Source organism: Lysinibacillus sp. NPDC094403, from assembly GCF_050278745.1.
GTDB lineage: Bacteria > Bacillota > Bacilli > Bacillales_A > Planococcaceae > Lysinibacillus.
Map to the genome: position 1 here is coordinate 1 of NZ_JBNNTL010000012.1, position 25,876 is coordinate 25,876.

Consider the following 25,876-nt stretch of genomic DNA (forward strand, 5'->3'; position numbering starts at 1 on the left):
TTCCTCTATCGCTAATCCCCAAGGAGTCGCTCAGTCTCCACTCCAATCAACCACTTCACTTAGCGTGTACCTCTTGGCAATTAATAATAGATCAAGTTCTTCGATAGTCATCTCTAAAACTTTTTCTTTTTGATCTTCTTCTTTTTCGACCATGATTTCAGCTGTTTGTGCCTCATCTGTCATGCCAACGAAGATGTTTAGATGCTCGGTTAAAATTTTTGCTCCGAGCGAAATCGCCTCTTTCGGACCGATGCTACCATCTGTCCACACATCAAGAGAAAGTTTATCGTAGTCAGAAGACTGACCTACACGAGTATTTTCCACTTGGAAATTGACGCGTGATACTGGAGTGTAAATAGAGTCGATCGGGATCACGCCGATAGGAAGATCCTCACGTTTGTTTTGATCAGCAGGAGTGTAACCACGGCCGCGTTGTGCGTACATACGCATACGTAAATGACCGTTTTTAGCGATTGTTGCAATATATAGATCCGGGTTTAAAATTTCTACATCACTGTCATGTGTAATGTCAGCAGCTGTAACTGTACCATCGCCTTTTACATCAATCTCAATAACTTTTTCTTCGTCAGAGTAGATTTTAAGAGCTAGTTTTTTCACATTCAAAATAATTGAAGCTACATCTTCTACAACGCCTTCTACAGTTGAGAATTCGTGAAGAACACCGTCAATTTGAATTGAAGTGACAGCAGCTCCTGGTAATGAAGACAGAAGGATACGACGTAAAGAATTACCCAAAGTGTTTCCATATCCGCGTTCAAGCGGTTCTACAACAAACTTTCCATATTTGGAATCTTCGCTGATCTCCACCGTTTCAATCTTTGGTTTTTCAATTTCGATCATTTTATTTACCCTCCTTCAAAACATCGATTGTATAGGTTCTTTCCATCATAGATTCGATCGTCATTGACGTATCGTTTATTATCTGCACAAGACAGTCTGTACAAAAAATGATGTTCTCATACAATATGAGACGCACCCATTACACGCGACGACGTTTTGGCGGACGGCAACCGTTATGAGGAACTGGAGTAACGTCTTTAATAGCAGTTACTTCTAAACCAGCAGCTTGAAGTGCACGAATTGCAGCTTCACGACCAGCACCAGGACCTTTAACAGTTACTTCCAACGTTTTCAGACCATGTTCAAGGGAAGTTTTAGCAGCAGTTTCTGCAGCCATTTGAGCAGCGAATGGTGTAGATTTACGTGAACCACGGAAACCAAGAGCACCAGCACTTGACCAAGATACAGCGTTACCTTGCATATCTGTAATCGTTACGATTGTATTGTTAAATGTAGAACGAATGTGAGCGATACCAGATTCGATATTCTTTTTCACACGACGTTTACGAGTTTGTTGTTTACGAGCCATGTTAAGAAGGAACCTCCTTTACTTATTATTTTTTCTTGTTCGCAACTGTTTTACGAGGACCTTTACGCGTACGCGCATTGTTCTTCGTATTTTGACCACGAACAGGTAAACCACGACGGTGACGGATACCACGGAATGAACCGATTTCCATCAGACGTTTAATATTTAATGAAGTTTCGCGACGTAAGTCACCTTCAAGTTTGTATGAATCTAATTGTTCACGGATTTTGTTTAACTCATCTTCAGTTAAGTCGCGTACGCGTGTATCTTCTGAAATACCTGCGTCAGCTAGTACTTTCTGAGCTGTAGTTTTACCAATACCGAAAATGTACGTTAATGAAATTACCACGCGTTTGTCGCGAGGAATGTCAACACCAGCAATACGTGCCATGTACGTTGTGCACCTCCTTTAGAATTAACCTTGTTTTTGTTTGTGTTTAGGATTTTCACAGATTACCATTACTTTACCGCGTCGGCGAATTACTTTACATTTTTCGCAGATCGGTTTCACAGATGGTCTCACTTTCATCTAACCTAACCTCCTTAATAGTCCGGAGCGCAAAAGATTATTTAAAACGGTATGTGATACGACCGCGAGTTAAATCATAAGGAGATAACTCGATAGTAACCTTATCTCCCGGTAGAATACGGATAAAGTGCATACGAATCTTACCCGAAACGTGTGCTAGAATCACATGTCCATTTTCTAATTCTACCTTAAACATCGCGTTTGGCAAAGTCTCAACAACTGTTCCTTCGACTTCAATTACATCATCTTTCGCCATCTACTCTGTCTCCTCTCTATATGCAAATTAAAGTTCTCATCGTTACATCAAACGGATATCTGCTGCAACTATAGATGCAACCTCGTTTCAACATATGTTTGGATTGTATGAGAGATGTTGAAAGACGCTCGTCTGGTTTCGTTTCACACAATCCACGGAATATACAGGACCAGTAAGGACACTGATTTCCCATGTTTACACGAATACCGGAATGTCTAGGATGAGATATTCATACCCGTTACACAGATGCTTCCACGAAACCCATTATACTCTTCCAAAAGTAATGTTGCACTTTTTAAAAGAAATATATACCGGGCACAATATGCTTTTGCAACTCTCAAAAAAATTATGCTTCGTTGTTGCTCCCGCATGCCTCCCGCGGAAGCAGTATTCTGCGCCCGGAGCCGGGTATCAGCTGCGGCTGCCCTGTAATAGAGCATCAAGATCAGCAAACACTTTGTTAATATCTTGCTGTCCATCTATATTTGTTAACACACCTTTTACTTCATAGTAGTCAAGTAATGGTTGTGCTTGTTTCATATTTACTTCCAGACGGTTTGCAACCGTTTCAGGATTATCATCCGCACGTGTATAAAGCTCGCCGCCATCTTTATCACATTTTCCTTCCTCAGCTGGAGGATTGAAAACTAGATGATAAGATGTACCACAAGTTTTACAAATACGACGACCCGATAGACGAGCAACTAGCTCATCTTTTTCAACTTGGATGTTAATTGTATGTTCAATAGCTTTACCAAGATCAGCAAGAATGCTGTCTAAAGCTTCAGCTTGAGGAACCGTACGTGGGAATCCATCTAATAAGAAGCCCTTTTCACAATCAGGTTTACCAAGTCGTTCACGAACAATACCAATCGTTACTTCATCCGGTACAAGAGCACCTTGATCCATAAACGATTTAGCCTGCAAGCCTAGTTCTGTACCATCTTTAATAGCAGCACGGAACATATCGCCTGTAGAAATATGAGGAATCGCGTACTTCTCAACAATTTTATCTGCCTGTGTACCTTTACCAGCACCTGGCAGACCCATTAAAACGATATTCATACGGAAATATTCCTCCCACAAAAGGTTTGCTGATTTCAGGAAACGATAGAACGTTCCCTAAAAACCAACATTACTTCATAAAGCCTTTGTAGTGACGTTTAACAAGTTGAGATTCTAGCTGTTTCATCGTTTCGAGCGCTACGCCGACTACGATAATAATACTAGTACCACCGATTTGCACTGTGGCAGGTAGATTCATAAATTTTATGAATATAATCGGCATTACTGAAATAACAGTTAAGAAAATCGCACCGACAAATGTCAGACGATATAACACGCTTGTTAAATACGTTTGTGTGCTTTCACCAGGACGAATACCTGGAATGTAAGCACCTTGCTTTTTCAAGTTATCTGCCACATTTTCTGGATTCACTTGTACGAATGCGTAGAAATATGTGAACGCGACGATCAATGCGATGTAAACAATCATCCCAACAGGTTTTGTATTATCAAAAGTGTTTTGAATGAATGTTGATAAACCACTATCACCCAAGAACGGAACTAACGTACGTGGTGTCATTAGAAACGCTGAAGCAAAGATTACCGGAATAACCCCTGCAGCATTAACTTTTAACGGTAAATGCGTTTGTTGACCGCCAGTTTGTTGGTTACGTCCTGTAACGCGTTTTGCATATTGAATTGGAATTTTACGTAGTGCTTGTTGCACGTAGATAACTCCAACAACAACTGCAAGCATAACTAAAACAAGTAAACCAAGAATCACTAGATTGATAAATAGCTTATCACCAGCACCCTCGATTTGCTGTGCATAGATTTGGTTAATGCCATTCGGTAATGCCGCAACGATACCTGCGAAAATTATAACAGAAATACCATTACCAACACCATGCGCAGTAATTTGTTCAGCAAGCCATACTAGGAATGCTGTACCCGCTGTTAATACAATAGAAATCGTAACATATGTTAAAATTCCTTCTTCTTTAATCAAAGTTCCGCCATACATTTTATTAAATCCAAATGAGAGCGCGAATGATTGGATTAAGGCAAGAATAATTGTAAAGTAACGAGTAAATTGAGCAAGTTTACGTCTTCCGACTTCACCTTGCTTTGCCCACTCAGCAAATTTCGGTACTACGTCCATTTGCAATAACTGAACAATAATTGAAGCAGTGATGTAAGGCATAATTCCCATCGCAAAGATAGAGAAGTTTTTCAAAGCACCACCGCCAAAAGTATTGAGGAAACCAACGAGATTGTACTCATCAGTTGCCTTTAATACATTAGCGTCAACGTTTGGTACCGGTACAAACGTACCAATACGGAAAACGATTAACATTAAAAGAGTGAAAATGATTTTATTTCGTATATCTCGAACACGCATAAAGTTAGAGATCGTCTGAAACATTAAATCACCTCAGTAGTTCCACCGGCATTCTCGATTGCTTCTTTAGCTGAAGCTGAGAATTTATGAGCTTTTACTGTAAGCTTTTTATCAAGAGTTCCGTTTCCAAGAACTTTAATTCCAGCTTTTTCATTGCTCACAAGACCAGTTTCAAGTAATAATGCAGCAGTTACCTCTGCACCATCTTCAAAACGGTTTAATGTGTCAAGATTAACGATCGCGTACTCTTTACGGTTAATGTTAGTAAAGCCGCGTTTCGGTAAACGACGGAATAAAGGGTTTTGACCACCTTCGAATCCAGGGCGTACACCGCCGCCAGAACGAGAGTTTTGACCTTTATGACCTCTACCTGCAGTTTTACCGTTACCAGAACCGATACCGCGACCTACGCGGTTACGTACTTTACGGGAACCTTCTGCTGGTTTTAACTCATGAAGTTTCATATTGGATGGCACCTCCTTGTTCGTTAATTAAAAATTAGTTTTCTTTTACAGTAACTAAGTGAGCTACTACATCAATCATACCGCGAGTTGCTGCATTGTCAGCTTTCTCAACAGTTTGGTGTAATTTACGTAAACCTAGAGCTTCAATAGTTTTGCGTTGTGCTGGTTTAGAACCAATCACAGATTTTGTAAGGGTGATTTCTAATTTATTAGCCATTATCTTTCCCCCCTTATCCTAATAGTTCTTCCACTGATTTACCACGTAATTTAGCTACGTCCTCTACGCGTTTTAATTCAGTTAAACCTTGAATAGTTGCACGCACCATATTGATTGGTGTGTTAGTTCCAAGAGATTTTGAAAGAATATCAGTAATACCAGCAAGTTCTAGTACGGCACGTACTGGACCACCGGCGATAACTCCTGTACCAGGAGCAGCAGGTTTAATTAGGATTTCTCCTGCACCAAAGCGACCTTGCACTAAGTGTGGAGTTGTTCCACCTACGCGTGGCACTTCGATTAAGTTTTTCTTCGCATCTTCAACAGCTTTACGGATAGCATCTGGCACCTCTTGAGCTTTACCAGTACCGAAACCAACGTGACCGTTTTTATCGCCAACTACAACTAATGCTGTGAAGCGGAAGCGACGTCCACCTTTAACAACTTTAGCAACACGGTTAATAGTAACTACGCGTTCTTCAAGTTCTCCAAGTTTGTTTGCGTCAATTCGACTCATGAAATGTGTCCCTCCTTTTTATTAAAATTGTAAACCGTTCTCACGTGCAGCTTCAGCTAAAGCTTTTACGCGTCCATGATATAAGTAACCACCACGGTCAAATACTACAGCAGTAATATTTTTTTCCGTAGCGCGTTTTGCGATTGATTCACCGACTTTAGTTGCAGCATCAACATTGCTACCAGCACCATCAAAACCATTTTCTTGAGAAGATGCGCTAACAATTGTTACGCCTGCTACGTCATCGATAAGTTGCGCGTAGATGTTCTTGTTAGAACGGAATACGTTTAAGCGTGGACGCTCAGCAGTACCCGAAATTTTAGAACGTACGCGTGCATGACGTTTTTTACGAACCTGATTTTTATCTTGTTTCGTAATCACAAGGGTCACTCCTTTCTAATGCTTAGGCAGCATTATTTACCTGTTTTACCTTCTTTACGACGAACGTATTCGCCTTCGTAACGGATACCTTTACCTTTGTACGGCTCTGGTGGACGAACGTCACGGATGTTAGATGCAAGAGCGCCAACGCGTTCTTTGCTAATACCTTTAACGATGATTTTAGTGTTAGAAGGAACTTCTACTTCTAGACCATCTTCAGGTGTGAACTCAACTGGGTGAGAGTAACCTACGTTAAGAACAAGTTTTTTACCTTGTAATTGCGCACGGTAACCGACACCGATAAGTTCTAATGATTTTTCGAAACCTGCAGAAACACCAGTAATCATGTTCGCTAATAGCGCACGAGTTGTACCGTGGTTTGTGCGGTGTTCTTTTGAGTCAGAAGGACGTGATACTGTGATTACGTTACCTTCTTGCTCAATTTTCATATCTTGGTGGAAAGAACGAACAAGTTCGCCTTTAGGACCTTTAACAGTAACATTGTTGTCAGCTGCAACAGTAACAGTTACGTTAGCTGGTACCTCGATAATTTTTTTACCTACACGAGACATTTAGTTGCACCTCCATTCATTTATTGCTAATTACCAAACGTATGCTAGAACTTCGCCGCCAACTTGTTTAGCGCGAGCTTCTTTATCTGTTAATAAACCTTGTGAAGTTGACACTAAAGCGATACCAAGACCGTTCAGTACTTTAGGCACTTCATTTGTTTTTGCATATACTCGTAGACCAGGTTTAGAAATACGTTTTAAACCAGTGATAACACGCTCGTTATCTTTACCGTATTTTAAGAAGATACGGATGATACCTTGTTTGTTGTCTTCCACGTATTCTACGTCACGTACGAAACCTTCACGCTTTAAAATTTCAGCGATTTCTTTTTTCACGTTGGAAGCTGGTACTTCTAACTTCTCGTGACGAACCATGTTCGCATTACGAATGCGAGTAAGCATATCTGCAATCGGATCAGTCATTGTCATTACATTTACCTCCTTCCCAAATTAGGGGATTACCAGCTGGCTTTTTTCACGCCAGGAATTTGTCCCTTATATGCAAGTTCTCGGAAACAAATACGGCAAAGTTTAAATTTGCGATATACAGAGTGTGGACGGCCACAGCGTTCACAACGTGTATATTCTTGCACTTTAAATTTTTGCTTACGTTGTTGTTTAACGATCATAGATTTTTTAGCCACGTTTTCGCCCTCCTTGTTTAAATTACTTTTGGAACGGCATACCGAATTGTGTCAATAACTCGCGAGCTTCTTCATCAGAATTCGCTGTCGTTACGATCACGATGTCCATACCGCGTACTTTTGAAACTTTATCGTAATCGATTTCTGGGAAAATTAATTGCTCTTTAACACCTAAAGTGTAGTTACCGCGACCATCGAATGCTTTTTTAGAAACACCACGGAAGTCACGTACACGAGGTAGTGAAATTGAGATTAATTTATCCAAGAATTCATACATACGCTCACCGCGTAATGTAACTTTAGCACCGATTGGCATACCTTCACGTAAACGGAAACCTGCAATCGATTTTTTCGCTTTAGTTACAACTGGTTTTTGACCAGTGATAATTGTTAATTCTTCTACAGCTGCATCTAATGCTTTTGAGTTTTGAACTGCGTCACCAACACCCATGTTGATAACGATTTTCTCAACTTTCGGCAATTGCATAACTGATTTATATCCAAATTTGCTCATAAGAGCAGATGAAACTTCATTTAAATATTTTTCTTTTAGGCGGCTCATTTGTGTACCTCCCTTCTTCTATAGAAATTAGTCGATTACTGCACCTGATTTTTTTGCAACACGAACTTTTTTACCGTTTTCGATTTTATAACCTACACGAGTCGGCTCGCCAGATTTAGGATCGATTAGCATTACGTTCGAAACGTGAATTGCAGCCTCTTGGCTTACAATACCACCTTGTGGATTCAATTGGTTAGGTTTTACGTGTTTTTTCACGATGTTCACACCTTCAACAAGAACGCGATCTTGTTTAGGGTAAGCAGCAAGAATAACGCCTTCTTTGCCTTTATCCTTACCAGTGATTACCTTAACCTTGTCACCTTTTTTTACATGCATGCTGTCGCACCTCCTTGATTGGCACTGTCATGAAATTAAAGAACTTCTGGAGCTAGAGAAACGATTTTCATGAAGTTGCTGTCACGTAATTCACGTGCAACAGGTCCGAAAATACGAGTTCCGCGTGGTGATTTATCATCACGAATAATTACACAAGCATTTTCATCAAATTTGATGTACGTACCATCTTTACGACGTACGCCTGATTTAGTACGAACGATAACAGCTTTAACAACGTCACCCTTCTTAACAACGCCACCTGGTGTTGCTTTCTTAACTGTACAAACAACGATATCACCGATGTTAGCAGTTTTACGGCCAGAGCCACCAAGGACTTTAATTGTAAGAACTTCACGTGCACCTGAGTTGTCAGCAACTTTCATACGACTTTCTTGTTGGATCACTTAGGTTACCTCCCTTCGGAAATTGGTTGTTCCGAAATAGTTATTAAATAATAACCGCTTTTTCTACAACTTCAACTAGACGGAAACGTTTAGTAGCTGATAGCGGGCGAGTTTCCATGATACGTACGATATCACCGATTTTCGCTGTGTTTAACTCATCATGAGCCTTAAACTTTTTAGAGTATTTTACACGTTTACCATAAAGCTTGTGCTTTTTGTGAGTTTCAACTAAAACAGAAATAGTTTTGTCCATTTTATCTGAAACAACGCGGCCCGTGTAAACTTTGCGTTGATTACGCTCAGTCATACTTGAAAACCTCCTTTATCAGTTATTTGCACTGATTTCTCTTTCACGAATAACAGTTTTCATACGCGCGATTGCTTTACGCACTTCACGAATACGAGCTGTGTTTTCTAATTGACCAGTCGCCAATTGGAAGCGAAGGTTGAAAAGCTCTTCTTTCAGTGATTTCACTTTTAACTCTAATTCAGAAGTGGCAAGGTCACGGATTTCATTAGCTTTCATTAGATTCACCACCAGTTTCTTGACGTTTTACGATCTTACATTTAACAGGAAGCTTATGTGATGCTAAACGAAGTGCTTCACGTGCGATCTCTTCAGATACACCAGCGATTTCGAACATTACTTTTCCTGGTTTTACTACTGCTACCCAACCTTCAGGAGAACCTTTACCAGAACCCATGCGGACTTCTAGAGGTTTTTTAGTGTAAGGTTTGTGTGGGAAGATTTTAATCCAAACTTTACCGCCACGTTTCATGTAACGAGTCATCGCGATACGTGCAGATTCGATTTGACGGTTAGTGATCCAGCTAGCTGTTTGAGCTTGTAAGCCCCATTCGCCGAAAGATACTTCTTTACCGCCTTTCGCTTCGCCACGCATGTTTCCGCGGTGTTCACGACGGTATTTTACGCGTTTAGGCAATAACATATTATTTGCCTCCTTCCACAGATTTCTTCGTAGGAAGAACTTCACCACGGTAGATCCATACTTTAACGCCTAATTTACCGTAAGTAGTGTCAGCTTCTGCGTGTGCATAGTCGATGTCAGCACGTAGAGTATGAAGTGGAACAGTTCCTTCACTATAGTGTTCAGCACGCGCGATATCAGCGCCACCTAAACGACCAGATACTTGTGTTTTAATTCCTTTTGCACCAGCACGGATTGTGCGTTGGATCGCTTGCTTTTGCGCACGACGGAATGATACACGGTTTTCTAATTGACGAGCGATGTTTTCAGCTACTAGACGAGCGTCAAGATCAGCACGTTTGATTTCGATAATGTTGATGTGTACACGTTTACCAGTTAAATCGCTAAGGTATTTACGAAGGTTTTCAACTTCAGAACCACCTTTACCGATTACCATACCTGGTTTCGCAGTGTGAATTGTAATGTTTACACGGTTTGCAGCACGTTCGATTTCTACTTTAGAAACAGAAGCGTCTTTAAGAGCCGTTTCAATATATTTACGCACTTTGATGTCTTCGTGAAGTAGAGTTGCATAGTCTTTTTCAGCGTACCATTTTGACTCCCAGTCACGAATAATACCAACGCGCAGTCCTATTGGATGTACTTTTTGACCCACGGATTAGCCCTCCTTCTTCTCAGATACCACTAGTGTAATGTGGCTTGTGCGTTTGTTAATTGCGCTTGCACGTCCTTGTGCACGTGGACGGAAACGTTTTAATGTTGGACCTTCATCAACGAATACTTCAGAAACTACTAAAGAGTTGATGTCAAGATCGTAGTTGTGCTCAGCGTTAGCAACTGCAGATTTTAATACTTTCTCAACGACTGGAGACGCCGCTTTTGGAGTATGACGTAAAATTGCAACTGCCTCACCAACTTGCTTGCCTCGAATTAAGTCTACTACTAGACGTACTTTACGAGGAGCAATGCGAACTGTACGAGCGATAGCTTTAGCTTGTGTCATTAGGATTTACCTCCTCTCAAAATTAGCGTCTTGTTTTCTTGTCGTCTGCACCGTGACCTTTGTAAGCACGTGTTGGTGCGAATTCACCAAGTTTGTGGCCTACCATATCTTCTGTTACGTATACAGGAACGTGTTTACGTCCATCATAAACAGCAATCGTTAAACCGATAAAAGTAGGGAAAATTGTAGAACGGCGAGACCAAGTTTTAATAACTTGTTTTTTCTCAGAAGCCTCTTGCGCTTCCACTTTTTTCATTAAGTGGTCATCAACAAAAGGTCCTTTTTTCAAGCTGCGACCCATGTAGGAACCTCCCTTCGTGATTCCACCACGGCCCTCACATAGAACCGTAGTTTAACCACATTATTTTTTACGACTACGGATGATGAATTTATCCGTTTTGTTTTTCTTCTTGCGAGTTTTGTAACCAAGTGCTGGTTTACCCCAAGGAGTCATTGGTGATTTACGTCCGATTGGAGAACGTCCTTCACCACCGCCGTGTGGGTGATCGTTAGGGTTCATTACAGAACCACGAACTGTTGGGCGTTTACCTAACCAACGGCTACGACCTGCTTTACCGATGTTTACAAGTTCGTGTTGTTCGTTACCAACTTGACCGATTGTAGCGCGGCAAGTAGCTAATACTAAACGTACTTCACCAGATTGTAGACGAACGATTACGTATTTGTCTTCACGACCAAGTACTTGTGCAGAAGTACCAGCAGAACGTACTAATTGTCCACCTTTACCAGGTTTTAACTCGATGTTATGGATTGTAGTACCCATTGGAATGTTTGCTAATGGTAATGCGTTACCTACTTTAATATCAGCATCTGGACCAGAAACGATTGTTTGACCAACCTCTAGACCTTTAGGTGCTAAGATGTAAGCTTTTGCTCCATCAGCGTAGTTGATTAATGCGATATTCGCAGAACGGTTTGGATCATATTCAATAGTAGCAACTTTAGCCGGAATGCCATCTTTTACACGTTTGAAATCGATAACACGGTATTGCTTCTTATGTCCACCGCCATGATGACGAACAGTGATTTTACCTTGGTTGTTACGACCAGCTTTGCGTTTAGTTGGTTCAAGCAATGATTTCTCAGGCTTGTTAGTTGTAATTTCCGCAAAGTCTAAAGACGTCATATTACGACGACCATTAGAGGTAGGTTTATACTTTTTAATCGCCATTGTGTTTCCCTCCTTCTTGATTGTTCAAATCATAAATCCATAAAGGATTACATTTCGAATAATTCGATTTCTTTGCTGTCAGCAGTTAATTTAACAATCGCTTTACGGCGTTTGTTAGTGTAACCACCATAACGGCCAACGCGTTTGAATTTACCTTTGTAGTTAAGAACGTTTACTTTCTCAACTTTTACACCAAAGATTTCTTCTACAGCGTCTTTTACTTGAGTTTTGTTAGCGCGAGTGTCTACTTCGAAAGTATACTTTTTCTCTGCCATAAGTTCTGAAGAACGCTCAGTAATGACCGGACGTTTTAAAATATCACGTGCTTCCATTATCCAAGCACCTCCTCAACTTTTTCTACTGCAGATTTTGTGAATACAACTTTTTCATGACCTAATAGATCAAGAACGTTGATTCCATTTGCAGTTAAAACTGTTACACCAGGGATGTTACGAGCAGATAATGCTACGTTTTCATCTAGGTCAGCAGTTACGAATAAAGATTTTTTCTCTAAAGAAAGATCTTTAAGGATTTTTGTGAATTCTTTTGTTTTTGGTGCTGCTAATGAAAGAGCATCAAGAACTAAGAAGTTCTGTTCTACAACTTTAGCTGATAAAGCTGATTTAAGAGCTAAGCGACGAACTTTTTTAGGTAATTTGTAAGAATAGCTACGTGGAGTTGGACCGAATACGATACCACCGCCGCGCCATTGTGGAGAACGGATAGAACCTTGACGAGCACGTCCAGTTCCTTTTTGACGCCATGGTTTACGACCACCACCAGCAACTTCAGAACGGTTTTTAACCTTGTGATTACCTTGACGAAGAGAAGCGCGTTGTGCTACTACAGCGTCGAATAATACTGCTTCATTTGGCTCGATTCCGAAGATCGCATCGTTTAATTCGATTTCACCAACTGAAGCACCTGTTTGACTAAGTACAGATACTTTTGTCATTCCTGTTTCCTCCTTTCCTTAGGTGATTACTTAGCTTTAATTGCAGTTTTAACTGTAACTAGAGCTTTTTTAGAACCAGGAACATTACCTTTAACAAGTAGTAAGTTACGTTCCGCATCAACTTTCACGATTTCTAAGTTTTGGATTGTAACTACTGTGCCACCCATTTGACCAGGTAATTTCTTTTGTTTGAATACGCGGTTCGGAGCAACTGGACCCATTGAACCAGGACGACGGTGGTAACGAGAACCGTGGGCCATAGGACCACGAGATTGACCATGGCGTTTAATTACACCTTGGAAACCTTTACCTTTAGTAACACCTGTTACATCAATTACATCGCCTTCTGCGAAAATTTCTACTTTGACTTCTTGACCAACTTCGTATTCTGCTACGTTCACGTTGCGGAATTCACGAATGAAGCGCTTAGGAGCAGTGTTCGCTTTTGCTACGTGACCTTGTTCTGGTTTGTTAGAAAGCTTAACACGCTTGTCTTCGAAACCAACTTGGATAGCTTCGTAGCCGTCTGTTTCAACAGATTTCTTTTGAAGTACTACGTTTGGAGTAGCTTCGATAACTGTTACCGGGATTAAATCGCCGTTTTCAGCGAAAACTTGTGTCATACCAATTTTTCTACCTAAGATTCCTTTAGCCATTTGTCACACCTCCTGTAAGTTTTAAAAAGTTATATTTTTACCATTAAAGTTTGATTTCGATATCAACGCCAGATGGTAAATCAAGTTTCATTAACGCGTCAACAGTTTGTGGTGTTGGGTTAACGATATCGATCAGACGTTTATGCGTACGCATTTCGAATTGTTCACGAGAATCTTTGTACTTGTGAACAGCACGTAGAATTGTGTACACAGACTTCTCAGTTGGAAGTGGAATCGGACCTGATACACTTGCACCTGAACGCTTTGCAGTTTCCACGATTTTCTCAGCAGATTGATCTAAAATACGGTGATCATACGCTTTTAAACGAATACGAATCTTTTGTTTTGCCATTATTTTCCCTCCTTCTCGCCTATTTTCTAGACATTCTCCACGAAAATTTTCCAACACACCGCCATGGCAAAGCGGCCGGGTGTGTCGGCAACCTCTCGTTTCATCGCAGTCAAAGACCAACATTCAACATTATACACAATAAAAAAAGAATAAGCAAGTCTTTTAGCTAAATTCTTTTAAATGTTGCAGTTATTCCTACTACTAATATTTTTACTGATATTTATCGCTTATCTAAGCCGTTTATTAGTATATAAAATTTCATTGCACTTTGCAACACATAATGCTGTTATATCAACGTTTTCGGACATTTCTAACAATTAAGCGATGCCAATATGTTAAAAAGCAGTCTCTAATATTTAGAGACCGCTCTTTCTATCAATTTATAAGAAATACACACATGCAACCCAGCCAAATATAATAAGTGGGATATTAATAAAGATAAACGTTGGCACACACGTATCCCAAATGTGATTATGCTGTCCATCTACATTTAAACCTGCTGTTGGTCCAAGAGTAGAATCTGAAGCAGGAGAGCCTGCATCACCTAAAGCACCTGCTGTACCTATTAGACAAATAATCGCCAAAGGACTCATTCCTAACCCTTGTGCAAGAGGCACAAATAAGGTTGCGATGATAGGTACTGTTGCAAAGGATGATCCAATCCCCATCGTCACAATTAAACCAATGACCAACATAATAAATATAGCTAGACTCTTATTCCCTTGAAGAATTGTTAATGAGTTTGTAATTAAGCTATCTACATGGCCCGTGGCGTTAATAACAGATGCAAAGCCATTTGCAGCAATCATAACAAAACCAATAAAGGCCATCATCTTCATTCCTTCTGAAAGAATCTCATCTGCCTCTTTCCATTTAAGTGCCCCAGTAAAATACATAATCATAATTCCTGCAAAAGCACCTACAATCATTGAATCAGTATAAATTTGTGCACATAGAGAGACAATTAAAGCTGCAGCTGTAGAAACAATAACAAACTTACTAACATTAACATTTAAAGACTCTGTCTCAACATCGTTATTTTGATATTGTCGAGGTTTTCGGTAAACGAAAAAGGCTACACATAATCCAATTAACATCCCTAGAACTGGTATAGCCATCGCTACTGGTACATCATGTGAAGATGCCTCCATACCTGCCTTAGTTACTTGAGTAGAAACGATATCTTGGAATATAGCTCCGAAACCAGCAGGTACGAAACTATATGTACCTACTAAACCAACAGCAATTAATGTTGCGATAATTCGTCGGTCAACTTCTAGCATATTTAAAACCTTTAAGATTGGAGGTATCAATAATGGAATAAAGGCTATATGAATTGGAATTAAGTTTTGTGAGAAAATAGACATCATAAAAATCAGTAAGAATATTAAAACCTTTACTAAACCTTGTCGATTACTTGAACCGTTTTTATTTAATATCTTTAAAATCCCTGCAATCATTAATTCAGGGATTCCTGTTTTTGAAATGGCAATAGCGAAACCACCAAGCAATCCATAACTTAAAGCAATCGTTGCGCCTGCTCCTAATCCTTCTGTAAATGATTGTACAGTTGCTTCTATACCCATGCCGCTTGATAGACCTCCCGCAAAGGCCCCCAATACAAGAGAAAGAACAACATTAATACGGAGCAAACTTAATATTAACATGACAGCCACTGCCACAATTACTGCATTCATTTCAACACTTCACTTTCGTACACTAGATTACTAACACACTAAACTTTAATAGTCTAATAGTTGAAAGTCAAGATGTTTTTATGAACCTACAAAAACTTTCCAAATTCAAACACCAAAAAAACAGTATGATCTTAAAATCACACTGTTTTTTTGTTTCTTCCTATTATAACGATTCACGAATGACTTTTTTATAATAGCCAACAGAAAGTATAGCGAAGATAGCATATAACGCTATATAGCAGCTCATAGCAATCCATAATGGTGCTGTTAACTCAGATCCAAAGAAGAACCATCCCGACTTAACAGCAAAGTAACTATGGAGTAACCCTATTATTAATGGAACACCGAAGTTAAAGGCTTGTTTCATATATATACCTTTCATAATATCTTTTTCAGCGAAGCCAATCTTTCTTAATATCGTATAAGAAGCTCGCTCCTCTTCAGCCTCAGACATTTGTTTAAAGTATAAAATACTACCTGTTGTCATTAAAAATGCTAAAGCTAAAAATGCCGTTGTAAAAATTGTTGTGCCTAATGTTTCAATATTCTCTTGACGCTCACCTTCATAAGATGTTTGCGTAAATTTCATTGTTTTGCCTTCGCTATCTCTAACAGATATAACACCTGAACCTATTGTTTGTTTATACAATTTCTCAGCTAAGTCTATATCGCTTTTCGACTTTAACATAATAGTAGTTTGTTTATGAAATTGGAAAAGATCAGATTTTGTAGCAAGCTTTTCAAATACTTCATCTGATACTACAAAAATAGGTCCTCCTGGCCCACTAGTCACAATTCCACTAATAATACTTTCCTTTTGAATATCTACAACATGGAATGTTTCCTCAAGCTCTCCCGCAGATACTACAATATCTCGGTCTTTCTCTAACTTGAACATCGCTTCCATATACCCACCATAGTTTGTTAAGATGGCTTCATTACCAGATACTGATGCCTCAGGAACTCTTTGTTGATAATCAGAAAGTGGAATTGTATAAATAGTTCCTTCCATATTATTAAAAGGATTACCTTCTTGTTGATCTTCTTCTGGTATTAATTGTCCAACTGCCGCTGTTACACCCTGTAATCGGTAGTCTATTTTATTATAAGCAATATTATTTTCTTCTAGCTTTTTAAAAAAATCCTGATTATTATCTTCAAGCAATATATAGTCGCCAGGTACTCGACTATGTGCATGTGCTTCTGATGAATAATACGAAATATATGCTAATGTGGCAATCCCGAGTGATACACCCGTTAAAACAGTAATGAGCGTCAATGATTTTGCATTACTTTTCATACGATGCATAATTGGTGTTAATGCGAGTACATCATGTACAGATAAATGGCCATTTTTCTTTAGGCGAACTGAATTCATAATAAATGCTATGGAAAAACGGAATACAAGAAAGGTTCCACCAATGGTAGAAGCTAAAATAATGATCATATTTAAAAATAAATTTCCTGAATTGTCAATATCAAATAACTTTGTTGATGCATAGTAGCCATATACAATTAACACAAGACCTAAAAAACCGATGACCATTTGTAGTGGACTAAATCGTTTTACACGCTCATCTGCTTGTTTAGCAGCTGTAAATAGTGACAGTAGTGATACACGATGAATCATCCAAGCCATTTGCACAAGTACAATTACTAGTAGAATGGCAAATACTGCAACGGATTGTTGAAGTGCTTGCGTACTAAATGTCATCGTCACAAGTGCCTCTTTTTCTAGTACGCGCAGTAAAATCATTGCAAATAAGCGTGAGCTGAAGAACCCTGCAAGCATACCTAAAACGACCGCACCTACAAATAATAGGATACTTTCTACCGCCAATAAGCGTACGATAAGCCCCTTTGTCATCCCTATCAGCTGATACAAGCCTATTTCCTTACTGCGACGCTTCATAAATAAATGGTTTGCATAAAGTACGAAAAACAAAATAATAAAGTACAACATATATGTTGCTGCTTCAAAGCCTGCTGTGGCTGTACCGCTCTCCTGTACAGTAGCTAGCACGTTAGGGTTATTTTGCAATGTCACAAAGGAAAAATATAAAGTAACGCTAAAAATAAGTGCGAAGAAATATAAATAATAGTGCTTCATATTTTTCTTCATGCTGCGTAACACGAGTTTACTAAGACTCATAACCGTCACCACCTAGCACACTTTGCGTATGCATGATCTCTTGGAAAAATGCCTGTCTCGTTTTATCCCCTTTATATAGCTCACTATAAATGAGTCCATCTTTTAAAAACAAAACGCGTGTACAAAAGCTTGCTGCCACCGCATCATGCGTAACCATCATAATCGTTGCTTTTTTTGTCTCATTAATACTTTGTAGGTTTTTTAAAAGTGCAGTAGCTGATTTTGAATCAAGTGCGCCTGTAGGTTCATCAGCAAATACAAGCGATGGATTTGTAATAAGTGCACGAGCTGCCGATGTACGTTGCTTTTGACCACCTGATATTTCGTTTGGGTATTTGTTTAAAATCTCGGTAATACCTAGTAAGTGTGTAAGCTCCTTTAAACGACTCTCCGCAACAGCCTTCGGTAGTTTACTAATGGCTAATGGGAGTAGAATATTTTCTTTCACCGTCAATGTATCTAATAAATTATAATCCTGGAATATGAACCCTAATTGCTCACGGCGGAAATTAGCTAGCGCCTTCTCCTTCATACCACGTAGGTTTTGACCATTTATTTCAATGACACCTTCTGTTGCAAAGTCAATCGAACACAAAACGTTTAAAAGTGTTGTTTTTCCTGAGCCTGATGGTCCCATAATGCCGACAAATTCACCTTTATTCACTTCTAAATCAATGCCCTTTAAAACCTCTTGAGCTGTTGATTTTTTTCCATATACCTTTTTTACTTTACGACCAATTAAAACTGCCACTGGTAAACGCCCCCTTCTATAGTTCAAGTGTACCCTGTCTGCTCCCTCAATTCGTGCGTTTTACATGACAATATAAAAAGGTAGGTGACAATATCGTCATCTACCTGTTAGTTTGACATATTCATTTTGTAACGGAAAACGTAAGGTAAATATTGAGCCTTCTTCTACAGTTGATTGTACACTAATACGAACACCTATCTTCTGAGCCACGTTATGCGCTAAATACAAACCCATGCCTGTCGACTGTGCAGATTCTCTCCCAGCTGTTCCAGTATACGACTTTTGAAAAATTCGAGGCAAATCCTCCTTACAAATACCAATGCCTGCATCTTTTATATGTAATAATGTTGCGCCCTTCGGATCTACCTCCGTAAATATTAATACTTCGGAATTTGCAGGACTATATTTAATGGCATTGGATAAAATTTGTCGCACGATAAAAGCTAGCCATTTACCATCCGTCATCACAGTCTCCGTTAACTCATCAACATCAAAACCGATGCCTTTTTCAATACACCAGGCTTGCATAGCTCTTATTTCCTTATAGACAACCGTTCTGAGTTCGATCTCTGCCATATAATTATCTTTTTCAATTGAAGAAAAACGTGTTTGATGTAGCTGCTGATCAACCAATAAATGTAGCCTTAACCACTCAGCTTCTAATTTACGACGTAATGTCAAATCTTCAATACGGTCTAACATTAAATTAATCGAAGTTAATGGTGCTTTTACTTCATGAACCCAGGCCAAGAGCTCATCTGTATATTCCTGTAGCTGTACTTTTGCTTGATTTAACTCCGTATCCTTATCGTAAAAGACATCTTCAATCTTTGTAAAATACGCAGCTTGAAAAGGTGATAACGCTAAGTTTCTACTGTGTGCGTCATCAAGTTGGCTGTCCACATTTCCCAGGAAATCCTTTACCTGCTCCACTTCTACTACATATCGCCATATAAGAAAAATCATAAAACTAATAAACACGCTAATATTCATATACCAAATAGATATTCCCTCTAATCCAGCGTCTAAAGAAAATAAAACATTGATAATAATGATGATAAAAACGAAAAAGCCTATCCATGAGAGTCGTTCTCTTAAAAATAAAATTAGCATTGTCACTCACGTCCCTGTGTTACAGCCATATAACCAAGTCCCTTTTTAGTTAAAATCACTTCTTGTAAACCTATATCCTCAAGCTTAGTACGCAATCGATTAACATTTACCGACAATGTATTATCATTGACAAAGCGCTCATCATCCCATAGCTTTCTCATCAAATCATCTCTAGAAACAATTTGATCGGCCTTCTCCACTAAAATACGTAAAATAAAGAGTTCATTTTTAGTTAATGAAGTAAGATTTCCATCATACATAATCTCACCGCGTGCATAATCAATAACTGCACCATTAAACCGTGTGACATCCATTGATTCTTCTACGTAATCATATGTACGACGTAAAATAGCCTGAACCTTTGCAAGTAATACCTCCATATGAAAAGGCTTTTGTACAAAATCATCTGCGCCCATTTGCATTGCCATCACCATATCCATTGGGTGATCCCGTGAAGATAGAAAGAGAATTGGCACTTTTGAGATATGACGAATTTCACGACACCAATGAAAGCCATCATAGGCTGGTAGCTGAATGTCAATCAATACAAGCTGTGGCTTCTGCTCAATAAAATCATCCATCACTTTTTGGAAATCTTTAGGGCCAACTACTTGAAGCGACCATTGTGCAAAACGTGTCTGAATCATTTCAAAAATAGATGGATCATCTTCTATCAGCAATATTTTCATCTCCATTTGCAAATTCTCCTTCCATGAAGTGTTCTTATGTATTAAATAGGCTAATCGTCATAACGTGAGGTTGATTTCCGCTCTGACTGGGCGCTTTGTTGCTGACGCTTCGCTTTCGCACAGATAAAACATTTGCTGCTGACGCTTCGCTTTCGCGCAGAGCAGAGCTTCCTGGGGGCGTCCGATGAGCCGCTTGGGGCAACAAATGTTTTCTGTGCGAAAGCGTAGTGCAAACGCAGCGTCAGCGACACGATGTTGGTCACGAAGGCGTTATCACAGGACGTGATGCTTTTAGCCTTCGTTCCTCTGTCTGCTCGCTCCAGGGTCTCATCTGTGACGCTGATTCCCAAGGAGTCACCCAGCCTCCACTCCAATCAACTTATATAAGGCTTACGTTTTTAATAAATATTATCCTAACTTCTTAAGGATAATATTAAACGGTTAATAGTAATTAAAAGGGGTGCGATTCTATACACTATATGCTGCACTACCTTTTAATTTCAACTTCTTTCAGCAGATGTCCAAACCACCGTTGAAAGAAGTTAAAACCTCCGGCGGATGTCTCTGGTACTAGCTTTCACCTCTAGCGGTTTCGTAAAAAATCGATATTTCTGCTTTTTGGTATTTCACCTATTATGTATACATAAAATACTCTAATTCAAGTTAGATTATCAAATATCCATTACCTATTTTAACATAAAAAACCAATCTGTAAGCGTCCCTACAGATTGGTTTTGAAAAATTAGCTTGCGCTAAAATTATTTTTGGATAGAAGCAACTACGCCAGCGCCTACAGTACGGCCACCCTCACGGATAGAGAATTTAGTACCTTCTTCAAGAGCGATTGGAGCGATAAGTTCTACTGTCATTTCGATGTTATCGCCAGGCATTACCATTTCAACGCCTTCTGGTAAGTTACAGATACCTGTTACGTCAGTTGTACGGAAGTAGAACTGAGGACGGTAGTTAGTGAAGAATGGAGTATGACGGCCACCCTCTTCTTTTGATAAAACGTAAACTTCAGCTTTGAAGCTTGTGTGTGGAGTGATTGAACCTGGTTTAGCTAATACTTGACCACGTTGGATATCTTCACGAGCTACACCACGAAGTAAAGCACCGATGTTGTCACCAGCTTCAGCGTAGTCTAATAATTTACGGAACATTTCTACACCAGTTACAGTTGTAGATTTAGCTTCTTCAGTAATACCTACGATTTCAACTACGTCACCAACTTTAACTTGACCACGTTCAACACGGCCAGTTGCAACTGTACCACGACCAGTGATTGAGAATACGTCCTCAACTGGCATCATGAATGGTTTGTCAGTTTGACGTTCTGGAGTTGGGATGTAAGCATCTACAGCATCCATTAATTCAACGATTTTTTCTTCCCATTCAGCTTCGCCTTCAAGAGCTTTAAGAGCTGAACCTTTGATTACTGGTAGGTCATCACCTGGGAAGTCATATTCAGATAGTAGGTCACGGATTTCCATTTCTACTAATTCTAATAATTCTTCGTCATCAACCATATCACATTTGTTCATGAATACTACTAAGTATGGAACACCTACTTGACGAGATAAAAGGATGTGTTCACGAGTTTGTGGCATTGGGCCGTCAGCAGCAGATACTACTAAGATACCGCCGTCCATTTGTGCAGCACCAGTGATCATGTTTTTAACATAGTCAGCGTGTCCTGGGCAGTCAACGTGTGCATAGTGACGAGTTTCTGTTTCATATTCTACGTGAGAAGTATTGATTGTGATACCACGTTCTTTTTCTTCTGGAGCGTTATCGATATCAGCGTATGATTTAGCTTCTCCACCCATTTTTTTAGAAAGAACTGTTGCGATTGCAGCAGTTAAAGTTGTTTTACCATGGTCAACGTGTCCGATTGTACCAATGTTAGCATGCGTTTTTGAACGGTCGAATTTTTCTTTAGCCATTAGAGATTGCCTCCTCAAAATTATATGTTTATATTTTTTAAAAAACTATAGAATGATTGCTGATGGCGAACGGGCCCATCCACCATCTCACAATCATAGCTTACAAATTAGTTATACTTTATGCAAGATGAAAATTCAATTATTCACCTTTATTTTTTTTGACGATATCAGCAGCGATTGATTTTGGTACTTCTTCATAATGATCGAATGTCATTGAGAATACACCACGACCTTGTGTTGCTGAACGAAGAGTTGTTGCATAACCAAACATTTCCGATAAAGGAACCATTGCACGAACAACTTGAGAGTTACCGCGAGCTTCCATACCCTCAACGCGTCCGCGACGAGAAGTAATGTTACCCATGATATCACCAAGGTATTCTTCTGGAATTACAACTTCTACTTTCATCATTGGTTCTAAGATAACTGCATCACATTGTTTTGCAGCTTCTTTAAGAGCCATAGATGCAGCAATTTTGAACGCCATCTCATTCGAGTCAACGTCATGGTAAGAACCGAATACTAATTTCGCTTTAATGTCGATTAGTGGGTAACCAGCTACTACACCGCGCTCAAGAGAGTCACGAAGACCAGCTTCTACAGCAGGAATGTATTCACGAGGTACTACACCACCAACGATAGCGTTTTCGAATTCAAAGCCTTTACCTTCTTCGTTTGGAGAGAACTCAATCGTTACGTCACCATATTGTCCACGACCACCAGATTGGCGAGTGAATTTACCTTGAACTTTTGCAGAGCTACGGAATGTTTCACGGTAAGATACCATTGGAGCACCTACGTTAGCTTCTACTTTAAATTCACGGCGCATACGGTCAACTAAGATATCAAGGTGAAGCTCACCCATACCTGAGATGATTGTTTGACCAGTTTCTGTGTCAGTGTGAGCACGGAAAGTTGGATCCTCTTCTTGAAGTTTTTGTAAAGCTTGACCCATTTTATCTTGGTCAGCTTTTGACTTTGGTTCTACAGAAAGAGAAATTACTGGTTCAGGGAACTCCATTGATTCAAGAATAACTAGGTTTTTCTCGTCACATAGAGTATCACCAGTAGTAGTATCTTTAAGACCTACTGCTGCTGCGATATCCCCAGCAAATACTTTAGAAATCTCTTCACGAGAGTTTGCGTGCATTTGTAGGATACGACCTACACGCTCACGTTTACCTTTAGAAGAGTTTTGTACGTATGAACCTGAATCTAATGTTCCAGAGTACACACGGAAGAAAGTTAGTTTACCTACGAATGGGTCAGTCATAACTTTGAATGCAAGAGCTGAGAATGGCTCCTCATCTGAAGAATGACGTTCTAATTCCTCTTCACCATCAACATCAGTACCTTTGATTGCTGGTACATCTAATGGAGATGGTAAGTAATCGATAACTGCATCTAACATTGGGCGTACGCCTTTGTGTTTGAATGCTGTACCACAGATTACTGGGTAAAATTCTACTGCGATCGTAGCACGACGGATAGCCGCTTTAAGTTCAGCAACAGAGATTTCTTCGCCTTCTAAATATTTTTCCATGATATCTTCATCAACACTTGCAACAGCATCGATTAATTTTTCACGGTATTCTTCAGCTTGTGCGCGGTGTTCTTCAGGAATTTCACCTTGAGTTACTGCTGTACCTTTTTCGTCGCCGTAGAAAGTAGCTTTCATTTCAACTAAGTCAATGATTGCTGAGAACTGATCTTCAGCTCCGATAGGTAATTGGATAGGATGAGCGTTTGCTTGTAAACGTTCGTGTAGAGTTCCTACAGAATATAGGAAATCTGCTCCTGTTTTATCCATTTTGTTAATGAACACGATACGTGGAACGCCGTAAGTTGTAGCTTGACGCCATACTGTTTCAGTTTGAGGTTCAACACCAGATTGAGCATCAAGAACTGTTACAGCACCATCAAGTACGCGTAGTGAACGTTCAACTTCTACAGTGAAGTCTACGTGTCCAGGAGTATCGATGATGTTTACACGGTTGCCGTTCCATTGAGCTGTTGTCGCAGCAGAAGTGATTGTGATACCACGTTCTTGCTCTTGTTCCATCCAGTCCATTTGAGAAGCGCCTTCGTGAGTTTCACCAATTTTGTGAATCTTACCTGTGTAATAAAGGATACGCTCAGTAGTTGTTGTTTTACCAGCATCAATGTGAGCCATGATCCCAATATTACGAGTATTCTCTAGAGAGAATTCGCGTTTCATAAGGTATTTCTCCTTCCATATTGGGCTTATGCGATGTTTAGATTACCAACGGTAGTGAGCGAATGCTTTGTTCGCTTCTGCCATTTTGTGCATATCTTCACGCTTTTTAACTGATGCACCAGTGTTGTTAGAAGCATCAAGGATTTCGTTAGCTAAACGCTCTTCCATTGTTTTTTCACCACGAAGACGAGCGTAGTTAACTAGGTAACGAAGACCTAAAGTTGTACGACGTTCTGGACGTACTTCTACTGGCACTTGGTAGTTAGAACCACCAACACGGCGAGCGCGTACTTCAAGAACTGGCATTACGTTATTTAGAGCAGCTTCGAATACTTCAATTGGATTTTCACCAGAACGTTCTTTAACAAGTTCGAACGCACCGTATAAAATCTTTTGAGAAGTACCTCTTTTACCATCAACCATCATTTTATTAATTAAACGAGTTACTAGTTTTGAACTATAAATTGGATCTGGTAACACGTCACGTTTGGAAACAGGACCTTTACGAGGCATGTGTTTTCCTCCTTTCGAATAATTATCGATTTATTTTGTAAGAATTGGCTTGTCATATTCGCCGCAAAAATTTCCAATCTGCTAGCAAGATTAGAAATTTGCGACAACTACTTATGCTCATTATTAAGCAACGTTAAATAACGTTAAATTATTTTTTTTCTTTAGGGCGTTTTGTTCCGTATTTAGAACGTGATTGTAAACGACCGTTTACACCAGCTGTATCAAGAGCTCCACGTACGATATGGTAACGAACACCCGCTAAGTCTTTTACGCGTCCGCCACGGATAAGAACAACACTGTGCTCTTGTAAGTTGTGGCCTTCACCTGGGATATAAGCTGTAACCTCGATTTGGTTAGTTAAACGAACACGAGCGTATTTACGTAACGCTGAGTTTGGTTTACGAGGTGTCATTGTACCTACACGAGTACAAACTCCGCGTTTTTGTGGAGATTTAACATCAGTTAAAGATTTTTTAAATGAGTTATATCCTTTGTTTAACGCTGGTGATTTTGATTTCGTGCTTTTAGATTGACGAGGCTTACGTACTAATTGGTTAATTGTAGGCATCGGTATTTCCTCCCTTCATTTATTCCTTGTTAATACCACACATCCAGGTGGTTCATTTTTTGGGTAAAAACAAAGTCTTTGTGTTTAATACACAAAAACTACTCTACAGTAATCGCAACTACTGCAGCTCCAACGTGGATTCCACAGGCCTTGCCCAGTTCCTTTTTCGACTCAACAAGAATAACTGGTATTCCGATTTCTCTCGCGAAAGATATGGCCGAAACGGTTACCCAATTGTCTGCATCGAGTGCCACAAAAAGTTCTTTCACTGAACCGGCTCGCATTGCTTTTACTGCTTGCTTTGTACCTATGATTGTTTGACTATCCCTTACTCTATCATAAGACATTTTCATATCCTCCGAAGTACAGATAGTTAACTATCAACCTTCAATATATTATCATTATCAATTTCGACTGTCAACTTATATCTTTAAAAAGTCCG

The 25,876-nt window shown here is 39.6% G+C and carries 37 protein-coding genes and 1 pseudogene; all 38 read right to left on the bottom strand.

The annotated features are described in order from the left end of the window. Positions 1-87: 87 nt before the first annotated feature. Positions 88-861 (bottom strand): annotated as a pseudogene (locus ACQKMV_RS16450) (DNA-directed RNA polymerase subunit alpha); the annotation flags it as partial. 139 nt (positions 862-1,000) lie between these two features. Beyond that, the gene (rpsK, locus tag ACQKMV_RS16455; RefSeq protein WP_004233731.1) at positions 1,001-1,390 is read right to left on the bottom strand and encodes a 30S ribosomal protein S11; all 390 of its coding nucleotides are present in this window, start codon (positions 1,388-1,390) and stop codon (positions 1,001-1,003) included. 25 nt (positions 1,391-1,415) lie between these two features. Beyond that, the gene (rpsM, locus tag ACQKMV_RS16460) at positions 1,416-1,781 is read right to left on the bottom strand and encodes a 30S ribosomal protein S13 (protein WP_004233729.1); all 366 of its coding nucleotides are present in this window, start codon (positions 1,779-1,781) and stop codon (positions 1,416-1,418) included. A gap of 24 nt (positions 1,782-1,805) precedes the next feature. After that, positions 1,806-1,919 (bottom strand): 50S ribosomal protein L36, encoded by a 114-nt coding sequence (rpmJ, locus tag ACQKMV_RS16465; RefSeq protein WP_000868344.1) that lies wholly within the window; start codon positions 1,917-1,919, stop codon positions 1,806-1,808. A gap of 37 nt (positions 1,920-1,956) precedes the next feature. After that, a complete protein-coding gene (gene infA, locus ACQKMV_RS16470) occupies positions 1,957-2,175 on the bottom strand; it encodes a translation initiation factor IF-1 (protein WP_004233690.1) in 219 nt (72 codons plus the stop codon). Positions 2,176-2,586: 411 nt separating this feature from the next. Beyond that, positions 2,587-3,240 (bottom strand): adenylate kinase, encoded by a 654-nt coding sequence (locus ACQKMV_RS16475; protein ID WP_427425612.1) that lies wholly within the window; start codon positions 3,238-3,240, stop codon positions 2,587-2,589. A gap of 70 nt (positions 3,241-3,310) precedes the next feature. Continuing rightward, entirely contained in the window at positions 3,311-4,606 is a 1,296-nt protein-coding gene (gene secY, locus ACQKMV_RS16480) for a preprotein translocase subunit SecY (protein WP_427425613.1), read from the bottom strand. Continuing rightward, positions 4,606-5,046 carry a 50S ribosomal protein L15 gene (rplO, locus tag ACQKMV_RS16485; protein ID WP_427425614.1) on the bottom strand — a complete coding sequence of 147 codons (441 nt, stop codon included), beginning with the start codon at positions 5,044-5,046 and terminating at the stop codon, positions 4,606-4,608. Before rplO ends, secY begins: the two co-directional genes overlap by 1 nt. A 34-nt stretch (positions 5,047-5,080) precedes the next feature. After that, positions 5,081-5,263 carry a 50S ribosomal protein L30 gene (rpmD, locus tag ACQKMV_RS16490; protein WP_053482805.1) on the bottom strand — a complete coding sequence of 61 codons (183 nt, stop codon included), beginning with the start codon at positions 5,261-5,263 and terminating at the stop codon, positions 5,081-5,083. 13 nt (positions 5,264-5,276) lie between these two features. Beyond that, positions 5,277-5,780 carry a 30S ribosomal protein S5 gene (rpsE, locus tag ACQKMV_RS16495; RefSeq protein ID WP_249075422.1) on the bottom strand — a complete coding sequence of 168 codons (504 nt, stop codon included), beginning with the start codon at positions 5,778-5,780 and terminating at the stop codon, positions 5,277-5,279. A gap of 21 nt (positions 5,781-5,801) precedes the next feature. Next, positions 5,802-6,161, bottom strand: a complete 360-nt coding sequence (gene rplR, locus ACQKMV_RS16500) for a 50S ribosomal protein L18 (RefSeq protein ID WP_427505254.1) — start codon at positions 6,159-6,161, stop codon at positions 5,802-5,804. A gap of 32 nt (positions 6,162-6,193) precedes the next feature. Continuing rightward, positions 6,194-6,733, bottom strand: coding sequence for a 50S ribosomal protein L6 (gene rplF, locus ACQKMV_RS16505; RefSeq protein WP_402927294.1), 540 nt, complete (start codon positions 6,731-6,733; stop codon positions 6,194-6,196). A gap of 30 nt (positions 6,734-6,763) precedes the next feature. Beyond that, positions 6,764-7,162: a 30S ribosomal protein S8 gene (gene rpsH / locus ACQKMV_RS16510; protein ID WP_008181717.1), complete on the bottom strand. Its 399-nt coding sequence runs from the start codon at positions 7,160-7,162 to the stop codon at positions 6,764-6,766. A 29-nt stretch (positions 7,163-7,191) separates the two neighbouring features. After that, positions 7,192-7,377, bottom strand: a complete 186-nt coding sequence (locus tag ACQKMV_RS16515) for a type Z 30S ribosomal protein S14 (protein WP_004233656.1) — start codon at positions 7,375-7,377, stop codon at positions 7,192-7,194. A gap of 22 nt (positions 7,378-7,399) precedes the next feature. After that, the gene (gene rplE, locus ACQKMV_RS16520; RefSeq protein ID WP_427425617.1) at positions 7,400-7,939 is read right to left on the bottom strand and encodes a 50S ribosomal protein L5; all 540 of its coding nucleotides are present in this window, start codon (positions 7,937-7,939) and stop codon (positions 7,400-7,402) included. A 27-nt stretch (positions 7,940-7,966) separates the two neighbouring features. Continuing rightward, entirely contained in the window at positions 7,967-8,275 is a 309-nt protein-coding gene (rplX, locus tag ACQKMV_RS16525) for a 50S ribosomal protein L24 (RefSeq protein ID WP_053482809.1), read from the bottom strand. A 35-nt stretch (positions 8,276-8,310) separates the two neighbouring features. Beyond that, entirely contained in the window at positions 8,311-8,679 is a 369-nt protein-coding gene (gene rplN / locus ACQKMV_RS16530) for a 50S ribosomal protein L14 (protein ID WP_004233650.1), read from the bottom strand. A gap of 43 nt (positions 8,680-8,722) precedes the next feature. After that, positions 8,723-8,986, bottom strand: coding sequence for a 30S ribosomal protein S17 (gene rpsQ, locus ACQKMV_RS16535; protein ID WP_053482810.1), 264 nt, complete (start codon positions 8,984-8,986; stop codon positions 8,723-8,725). Between the two features lie 18 nt (positions 8,987-9,004). Continuing rightward, positions 9,005-9,205, bottom strand: coding sequence for a 50S ribosomal protein L29 (rpmC, locus tag ACQKMV_RS16540; RefSeq protein ID WP_049662852.1), 201 nt, complete (start codon positions 9,203-9,205; stop codon positions 9,005-9,007). After that, entirely contained in the window at positions 9,195-9,629 is a 435-nt protein-coding gene (gene rplP, locus ACQKMV_RS16545; RefSeq protein ID WP_010860599.1) for a 50S ribosomal protein L16, read from the bottom strand. Before rplP ends, rpmC begins: the two co-directional genes overlap by 11 nt. A gap of 1 nt (position 9,630) precedes the next feature. Next, positions 9,631-10,284: a 30S ribosomal protein S3 gene (gene rpsC, locus ACQKMV_RS16550; RefSeq protein WP_049662850.1), complete on the bottom strand. Its 654-nt coding sequence runs from the start codon at positions 10,282-10,284 to the stop codon at positions 9,631-9,633. A gap of 3 nt (positions 10,285-10,287) precedes the next feature. Further along, positions 10,288-10,632, bottom strand: a complete 345-nt coding sequence (gene rplV / locus ACQKMV_RS16555; RefSeq protein WP_004233639.1) for a 50S ribosomal protein L22 — start codon at positions 10,630-10,632, stop codon at positions 10,288-10,290. Positions 10,633-10,654: 22 nt separating this feature from the next. Then, on the bottom strand, positions 10,655-10,933 hold the full coding sequence (gene rpsS / locus ACQKMV_RS16560) for a 30S ribosomal protein S19 (protein ID WP_049662848.1): 279 nt from the start codon (positions 10,931-10,933) through the stop codon (positions 10,655-10,657). A 60-nt stretch (positions 10,934-10,993) separates the two neighbouring features. After that, a complete protein-coding gene (gene rplB, locus ACQKMV_RS16565; protein WP_427505256.1) occupies positions 10,994-11,824 on the bottom strand; it encodes a 50S ribosomal protein L2 in 831 nt (276 codons plus the stop codon). 47 nt (positions 11,825-11,871) lie between these two features. Further along, positions 11,872-12,156 carry a 50S ribosomal protein L23 gene (gene rplW, locus ACQKMV_RS16570; protein ID WP_004233628.1) on the bottom strand — a complete coding sequence of 95 codons (285 nt, stop codon included), beginning with the start codon at positions 12,154-12,156 and terminating at the stop codon, positions 11,872-11,874. Beyond that, a complete protein-coding gene (gene rplD, locus ACQKMV_RS16575; protein WP_197142513.1) occupies positions 12,156-12,779 on the bottom strand; it encodes a 50S ribosomal protein L4 in 624 nt (207 codons plus the stop codon). Before rplD ends, rplW begins: the two co-directional genes overlap by 1 nt. Before the next feature lie 26 nt (positions 12,780-12,805). Further along, on the bottom strand, positions 12,806-13,435 hold the full coding sequence (gene rplC, locus ACQKMV_RS16580; RefSeq protein ID WP_049662843.1) for a 50S ribosomal protein L3: 630 nt from the start codon (positions 13,433-13,435) through the stop codon (positions 12,806-12,808). 43 nt (positions 13,436-13,478) lie between these two features. Next, the gene (gene rpsJ / locus ACQKMV_RS16585) at positions 13,479-13,787 is read right to left on the bottom strand and encodes a 30S ribosomal protein S10 (protein WP_004233624.1); all 309 of its coding nucleotides are present in this window, start codon (positions 13,785-13,787) and stop codon (positions 13,479-13,481) included. Between the two features lie 380 nt (positions 13,788-14,167). Beyond that, on the bottom strand, positions 14,168-15,484 hold the full coding sequence (locus tag ACQKMV_RS16590) for a Na+/H+ antiporter family protein (RefSeq protein ID WP_427505257.1): 1,317 nt from the start codon (positions 15,482-15,484) through the stop codon (positions 14,168-14,170). A 163-nt stretch (positions 15,485-15,647) separates the two neighbouring features. Continuing rightward, positions 15,648-17,636 (bottom strand): FtsX-like permease family protein, encoded by a 1,989-nt coding sequence (locus ACQKMV_RS16595; RefSeq protein WP_427505259.1) that lies wholly within the window; start codon positions 17,634-17,636, stop codon positions 15,648-15,650. Beyond that, entirely contained in the window at positions 17,626-18,387 is a 762-nt protein-coding gene (locus ACQKMV_RS16600; protein ID WP_068986547.1) for an ABC transporter ATP-binding protein, read from the bottom strand. The genes ACQKMV_RS16595 and ACQKMV_RS16600 overlap by 11 nt, the downstream gene beginning before the upstream one ends. A gap of 96 nt (positions 18,388-18,483) precedes the next feature. Continuing rightward, a complete protein-coding gene (locus tag ACQKMV_RS16605; protein ID WP_427505261.1) occupies positions 18,484-19,500 on the bottom strand; it encodes a sensor histidine kinase in 1,017 nt (338 codons plus the stop codon). Between the two features lie 2 nt (positions 19,501-19,502). Then, positions 19,503-20,189, bottom strand: coding sequence for a response regulator transcription factor (locus ACQKMV_RS16610; RefSeq protein ID WP_427505387.1), 687 nt, complete (start codon positions 20,187-20,189; stop codon positions 19,503-19,505). Between the two features lie 758 nt (positions 20,190-20,947). After that, the gene (gene tuf, locus ACQKMV_RS16615; RefSeq protein WP_427505262.1) at positions 20,948-22,135 is read right to left on the bottom strand and encodes an elongation factor Tu; all 1,188 of its coding nucleotides are present in this window, start codon (positions 22,133-22,135) and stop codon (positions 20,948-20,950) included. Positions 22,136-22,274: 139 nt separating this feature from the next. After that, a complete protein-coding gene (gene fusA, locus ACQKMV_RS16620; protein ID WP_427505264.1) occupies positions 22,275-24,353 on the bottom strand; it encodes an elongation factor G in 2,079 nt (692 codons plus the stop codon). Between the two features lie 42 nt (positions 24,354-24,395). After that, a complete protein-coding gene (gene rpsG / locus ACQKMV_RS16625) occupies positions 24,396-24,866 on the bottom strand; it encodes a 30S ribosomal protein S7 (RefSeq protein WP_036123710.1) in 471 nt (156 codons plus the stop codon). Positions 24,867-25,014: 148 nt separating this feature from the next. After that, on the bottom strand, positions 25,015-25,434 hold the full coding sequence (gene rpsL, locus ACQKMV_RS16630; protein ID WP_008181595.1) for a 30S ribosomal protein S12: 420 nt from the start codon (positions 25,432-25,434) through the stop codon (positions 25,015-25,017). A 98-nt stretch (positions 25,435-25,532) separates the two neighbouring features. After that, on the bottom strand, positions 25,533-25,781 hold the full coding sequence (locus ACQKMV_RS16635) for a ribosomal L7Ae/L30e/S12e/Gadd45 family protein (RefSeq protein ID WP_427425624.1): 249 nt from the start codon (positions 25,779-25,781) through the stop codon (positions 25,533-25,535). Positions 25,782-25,876: the final 95 nt, after the last annotated feature.

Coding starts and splice junctions, on each gene's coding strand:
- fusA (WP_427505264.1), bottom strand. CDS start 24,353: ATGAAACGCGAATTCTCTCTAGAGAATACTCGTAATATTGGGATCATG.
- rplE (WP_427425617.1), bottom strand. CDS start 7,939: ATGAGCCGCCTAAAAGAAAAATATTTAAATGAAGTTTCATCTGCTCTT.
- rpsJ (WP_004233624.1), bottom strand. CDS start 13,787: ATGGCAAAACAAAAGATTCGTATTCGTTTAAAAGCGTATGATCACCGT.
- ACQKMV_RS16610 (WP_427505387.1), bottom strand. CDS start 20,189: ATGAAAATATTGCTGATAGAAGATGATCCATCTATTTTTGAAATGATT.
- rpsS (WP_049662848.1), bottom strand. CDS start 10,933: ATGGGTCGCAGCTTGAAAAAAGGACCTTTTGTTGATGACCACTTAATG.
- tuf (WP_427505262.1), bottom strand. CDS start 22,135: ATGGCTAAAGAAAAATTCGACCGTTCAAAAACGCATGCTAACATTGGT.
- rpsG (WP_036123710.1), bottom strand. CDS start 24,866: ATGCCTCGTAAAGGTCCTGTTTCCAAACGTGACGTGTTACCAGATCCA.
- rplB (WP_427505256.1), bottom strand. CDS start 11,824: ATGGCGATTAAAAAGTATAAACCTACCTCTAATGGTCGTCGTAATATG.
- rplC (WP_049662843.1), bottom strand. CDS start 13,435: ATGGCTAAAGGAATCTTAGGTAGAAAAATTGGTATGACACAAGTTTTC.
- rpsE (WP_249075422.1), bottom strand. CDS start 5,780: ATGAGTCGAATTGACGCAAACAAACTTGGAGAACTTGAAGAACGCGTA.
- rpmD (WP_053482805.1), bottom strand. CDS start 5,263: ATGGCTAATAAATTAGAAATCACCCTTACAAAATCTGTGATTGGTTCT.
- ACQKMV_RS16595 (WP_427505259.1), bottom strand. CDS start 17,636: ATGAGTCTTAGTAAACTCGTGTTACGCAGCATGAAGAAAAATATGAAG.
- rplV (WP_004233639.1), bottom strand. CDS start 10,632: ATGACACAAGCTAAAGCTATCGCTCGTACAGTTCGCATTGCTCCTCGT.
- infA (WP_004233690.1), bottom strand. CDS start 2,175: ATGGCGAAAGATGATGTAATTGAAGTCGAAGGAACAGTTGTTGAGACT.
- rplW (WP_004233628.1), bottom strand. CDS start 12,156: ATGGAAGCACGTGATATTTTAAAACGTCCGGTCATTACTGAGCGTTCT.
- rplO (WP_427425614.1), bottom strand. CDS start 5,046: ATGAAACTTCATGAGTTAAAACCAGCAGAAGGTTCCCGTAAAGTACGT.
- rplD (WP_197142513.1), bottom strand. CDS start 12,779: ATGACAAAAGTATCTGTACTTAGTCAAACAGGTGCTTCAGTTGGTGAA.
- rplF (WP_402927294.1), bottom strand. CDS start 6,733: ATGTCTCGTGTAGGTAAAAAAATTATCGAGGTACCAGCTAACGTAACT.
- rplX (WP_053482809.1), bottom strand. CDS start 8,275: ATGCATGTAAAAAAAGGTGACAAGGTTAAGGTAATCACTGGTAAGGAT.
- rpsQ (WP_053482810.1), bottom strand. CDS start 8,986: ATGACTGAGCGTAATCAACGCAAAGTTTACACGGGCCGCGTTGTTTCA.
- rpsL (WP_008181595.1), bottom strand. CDS start 25,434: ATGCCTACAATTAACCAATTAGTACGTAAGCCTCGTCAATCTAAAAGC.
- ACQKMV_RS16605 (WP_427505261.1), bottom strand. CDS start 19,500: ATGCTAATTTTATTTTTAAGAGAACGACTCTCATGGATAGGCTTTTTC.
- rpmJ (WP_000868344.1), bottom strand. CDS start 1,919: ATGAAAGTGAGACCATCTGTGAAACCGATCTGCGAAAAATGTAAAGTA.
- rpmC (WP_049662852.1), bottom strand. CDS start 9,205: ATGAAAGCTAATGAAATCCGTGACCTTGCCACTTCTGAATTAGAGTTA.
- rplP (WP_010860599.1), bottom strand. CDS start 9,629: ATGTTATTGCCTAAACGCGTAAAATACCGTCGTGAACACCGCGGAAAC.
- ACQKMV_RS16635 (WP_427425624.1), bottom strand. CDS start 25,781: ATGTCTTATGATAGAGTAAGGGATAGTCAAACAATCATAGGTACAAAG.
- ACQKMV_RS16475 (WP_427425612.1), bottom strand. CDS start 3,240: ATGAATATCGTTTTAATGGGTCTGCCAGGTGCTGGTAAAGGTACACAG.
- rpsK (WP_004233731.1), bottom strand. CDS start 1,390: ATGGCTCGTAAACAACAAACTCGTAAACGTCGTGTGAAAAAGAATATC.
- ACQKMV_RS16590 (WP_427505257.1), bottom strand. CDS start 15,484: ATGAATGCAGTAATTGTGGCAGTGGCTGTCATGTTAATATTAAGTTTG.
- rpsM (WP_004233729.1), bottom strand. CDS start 1,781: ATGGCACGTATTGCTGGTGTTGACATTCCTCGCGACAAACGCGTGGTA.
- secY (WP_427425613.1), bottom strand. CDS start 4,606: ATGTTTCAGACGATCTCTAACTTTATGCGTGTTCGAGATATACGAAAT.
- rpsH (WP_008181717.1), bottom strand. CDS start 7,162: ATGACAATGACTGATCCGATTGCAGATATGCTTACTCGCATTCGTAAT.